The 3,058-nt window shown below is 58.1% G+C and carries 3 protein-coding genes and 1 pseudogene; 3 read left to right on the forward strand and 1 reads right to left on the reverse strand.

The window, feature by feature from the left end:
* On the reverse strand, positions 1–249 hold a 249-nt coding region (locus HHL15_RS26005), incomplete at its 3' end, for a helix-turn-helix domain-containing protein (protein ID WP_169148670.1).
* 963 nt (positions 250–1,212) lie between these two features.
* On the opposite strand from HHL15_RS26005, the gene HHL15_RS26010 reads away from it, so the two are divergent.
* From HHL15_RS26010 to HHL15_RS26020, 3 genes and pseudogenes are all read left to right on the forward strand, one after another.
* The gene (locus tag HHL15_RS26010; RefSeq protein WP_169148671.1) at positions 1,213–1,767 is read left to right on the forward strand and encodes a dihydrofolate reductase family protein; all 555 of its coding nucleotides are present in this window, start codon (positions 1,213–1,215) and stop codon (positions 1,765–1,767) included.
* Positions 1,768–1,873: 106 nt separating this feature from the next.
* Positions 1,874–2,677, forward strand: coding sequence for an endonuclease NucS domain-containing protein (locus HHL15_RS26015; RefSeq protein WP_169148672.1), 804 nt, complete (start codon positions 1,874–1,876; stop codon positions 2,675–2,677).
* Positions 2,678–2,838: 161 nt separating this feature from the next.
* Positions 2,839–3,058, forward strand: a pseudogene (locus HHL15_RS26020) (IS5/IS1182 family transposase); the annotation flags it as partial.

The following is a 3,058-nucleotide window of genomic DNA, read 5'->3' on the forward strand; positions in this document are numbered from 1 at the left end:
AACCCGGTTGAGCAGCACGGAACCGCTCTTGAGCTTGACCGTCCCGCGGCGTCTGCGCGCCAGCATCGCCCGCTCGGCACGGGCGGCATCGTAGCTCTTGCCAATTGTGTTGCGCGCCACTTCACGCGACACCGCGGAAGTCGGCCGATTGAGTCTTCGGGCAATTGCCCGAAGACTCAATCCCTCATTGCTGCACCGATGAATCTGATTACGTTCGTCCATCGACAACTGACTGTAGTGATTTCCCATGCCTACACCCTAACAAATCGGGGTGTTGCACTTCAGTCTAGAGCGCGCCCAGAACAAACATCACCGGAGCTACTTTTTGGATAAAGAGCTTACGTGACCTCTTATCCATTTGTCCTTGTGGCGCGTGCAGAAGAGACCTGCCGCAGGTATCAGTCATCATTTTTTGAGCTCCGCATATTTGGATCTGTGGCGATTCCGTTTGGCATGAAGATGGAGCCCATTCTCAACACGCCAGGACCTTGACTTGGGGCCCTCGCTCCACAAAGCGCTTCTTGGCCACCCTCTCTGAAAAGGCAGCGCTGGATACACGACGGGGATTTCAGCGGACAACCATTTCAAAGAGATCGACAAGCCCCAGAGGCGCAAGGACTCCAAACTGTGCCGCGCGACAGCCTGCTCATGCTGGCCGTTACGGCGACAGTCACGATACTCACATCTCCGCCATGACGGGCCTATGAACTGTTTCACTCAACAAGCACCTGTTGCCTATGACCACGCTGCTCAGGGTGGCCTTCCTGGCTGGGTATGGAGAGCGTGGAAGAGAAGGTCCAGGGACGGGCGCTCGCGCACTCATGATGATGTGCAGCGGGAGCAAAGCATGCTGGAGCGTGTGAGTGCTTCGTGGACCGGCGCGGGAAGCATGTAGCGGGCTGATAGATCAAAGTGCACGGGTGCTACATCAATGTGCACGGCTGCCATATCAATAGGCAGTCCGACGAGAAACATGTGCACGGCTGCTTACCCTTCGGGCAGCCGTGCTTCAAAAGAAACGGGTATGGCATGTATTGATGCCATACCCGTTTGTCTTTGTCGCGCGGCGCCTGGAGCTTGATTGAGGTGGGTTGGAAGAGAAAAGACCCGGGCTGGAAGGATGCGGAGTGAAGCAGTTCATTGAGCGGCAGCACGTGGGCATGTGAGGATCGCGGGGATCAATGCAGACGCTGGCGGAAGGAAAGCAAAGTCATGAAGACGCAGTACTACACCGCATCAAGCATCGACGGCTTCATCGCCACCGAGGACGACTCGCTGGAATGGCTGTTCTCCCTCGGCGACCTCAACGAATCCAGCTATCCCGCTTTCATCGCCGAGGTCGGCGCCCTGGCCATGGGCGCCTCCACCTACGAATGGATGCTCCGCAACGCCGACATGGTGGCTGCAGAGACCGGCTCACCCTGGCCCTACACCCAACCCACCTGGATCTTCACCCACCGCCCGCTCCCGACCATCGAAGGCGCGGACATCCGCTTCGTGCAGGGCGACGTACGCGACGTGCATGCACAGATGCGCACGGCCGCTGGCGCAATGAACATCTGGATCGTCGGCGGCGGCGACCTCGCCGGGCAATTCCACGACGCAGGGCTGCTGGACGAACTCATCATCCAGATCGGCTCCGTTACCCTGGGCAAAGGGAAACAGGTTTTTCCGCGGCGGGTGTTGAGTCCAACGCTGCGGCTGACTACGGTGAGGCAGATGGGGGGCGGGATGGTGGAGTTGAGGTATGAGGTGGGGGGAGTCTAATGTCGGGGATCGGCCATGAGGCGGCAATCGATCCAACCAGATGGCTGAACGGAATGGGTTCGTCCGATCCCGACAAAACCACCAATGAATGCGAGGACGACAAACGATGAACAACGGGAATAAGAAGCCAGTCTGGCAAATGGTCAAGGACGCGGTACAGCAGATGAACGGGGAATGCACCTATCCCGCCATCAAAGCGAAGATCCGCTCGATGTATGGGGACGACGTCAACGACAGTTCGATGACATGCAGCATTATTTCTGGCGCGGTAAATCACCCGTCACGTATTCATTACAACGAGAACAAGAAGCCCCGGATTTCCGACACACCCTACGATTACCTGTTCAACACCGGTCGTGGCAAAGTCGTTTGGTACGACCCCGAAAAGCATGGCGTTTGGGAGATCGCCAAAACGACCGACGGGGATTTGATGGTACGCCTGGCGGACGGTGTTGGCGAAAACTCGACGTTGGTCATCGAAACCAACGAAGTAACGGGCGACACCTATGGTATGTTCGCGCTCGAAGCACACCTGCGCGATTACCTCGCCAGAAACTTACCTAAGCTTCCAGGCCACACCGCATCGTTGACTCTTTACCGCACCAACGACCGTGACGGTGTCGAGTTTCAGACTGACGTCGGACCAATCGATATCCTCGCCACTTACAGCGGTGATTTTTACGTGCTCGAACTGAAACTGGGTCGCGGCCCCGACGCAACGCTGGGGCAGATCCTGCGCTACATGGGCTGGGTAAAAGAGCACTTGGCCGGCGAGAAGAAAGTCTACGGGGTCATCGTTGCGTCCGACATCGGACAGAAACTCCGGTATGCGGCGACGCAGGTGCCCAACGTTCGTCTCATGGAGTACGACCTGAAAGTGGACCTGCGACCGGTAGCGCTCCATGGCTGATGTCGATATCGTGCCCTTCCTCGCCCCGGCCGTCTCGGTCGTCGCCATGTGCGTGTCAGCTAAGCCAAGTAGGTCGGGTTAGCAGGTTGATGCAAAACCCAGTGAACGATCCCGCCACCCGTCTGTCCTAGCCGTATCCCCGAACCCCAGGCAGAACAACGATGCGTGGCGAAGTCGATCCCCAGTCCTCGATGTTTCACTATTTCTCGGTCGAGTCCCGGATTCCGGCTGATCACCCGTTGCGCCGGGTGAAGAAACTGGCCGAGTCGGCACTGTCCGCCATTTCTGCGGAGCTCGACGGCCTGTACGCCAGGACGGGCCGCCCTTCGATTCCGCCGGAGCGCCTGCTCAAGGCCCAATTGCTGATTGCTTTCTACTCGG

The organism is Zoogloea dura, from assembly GCF_012927165.1.
Lineage (GTDB): Bacteria > Pseudomonadota > Gammaproteobacteria > Burkholderiales > Rhodocyclaceae > Zoogloea > Zoogloea dura.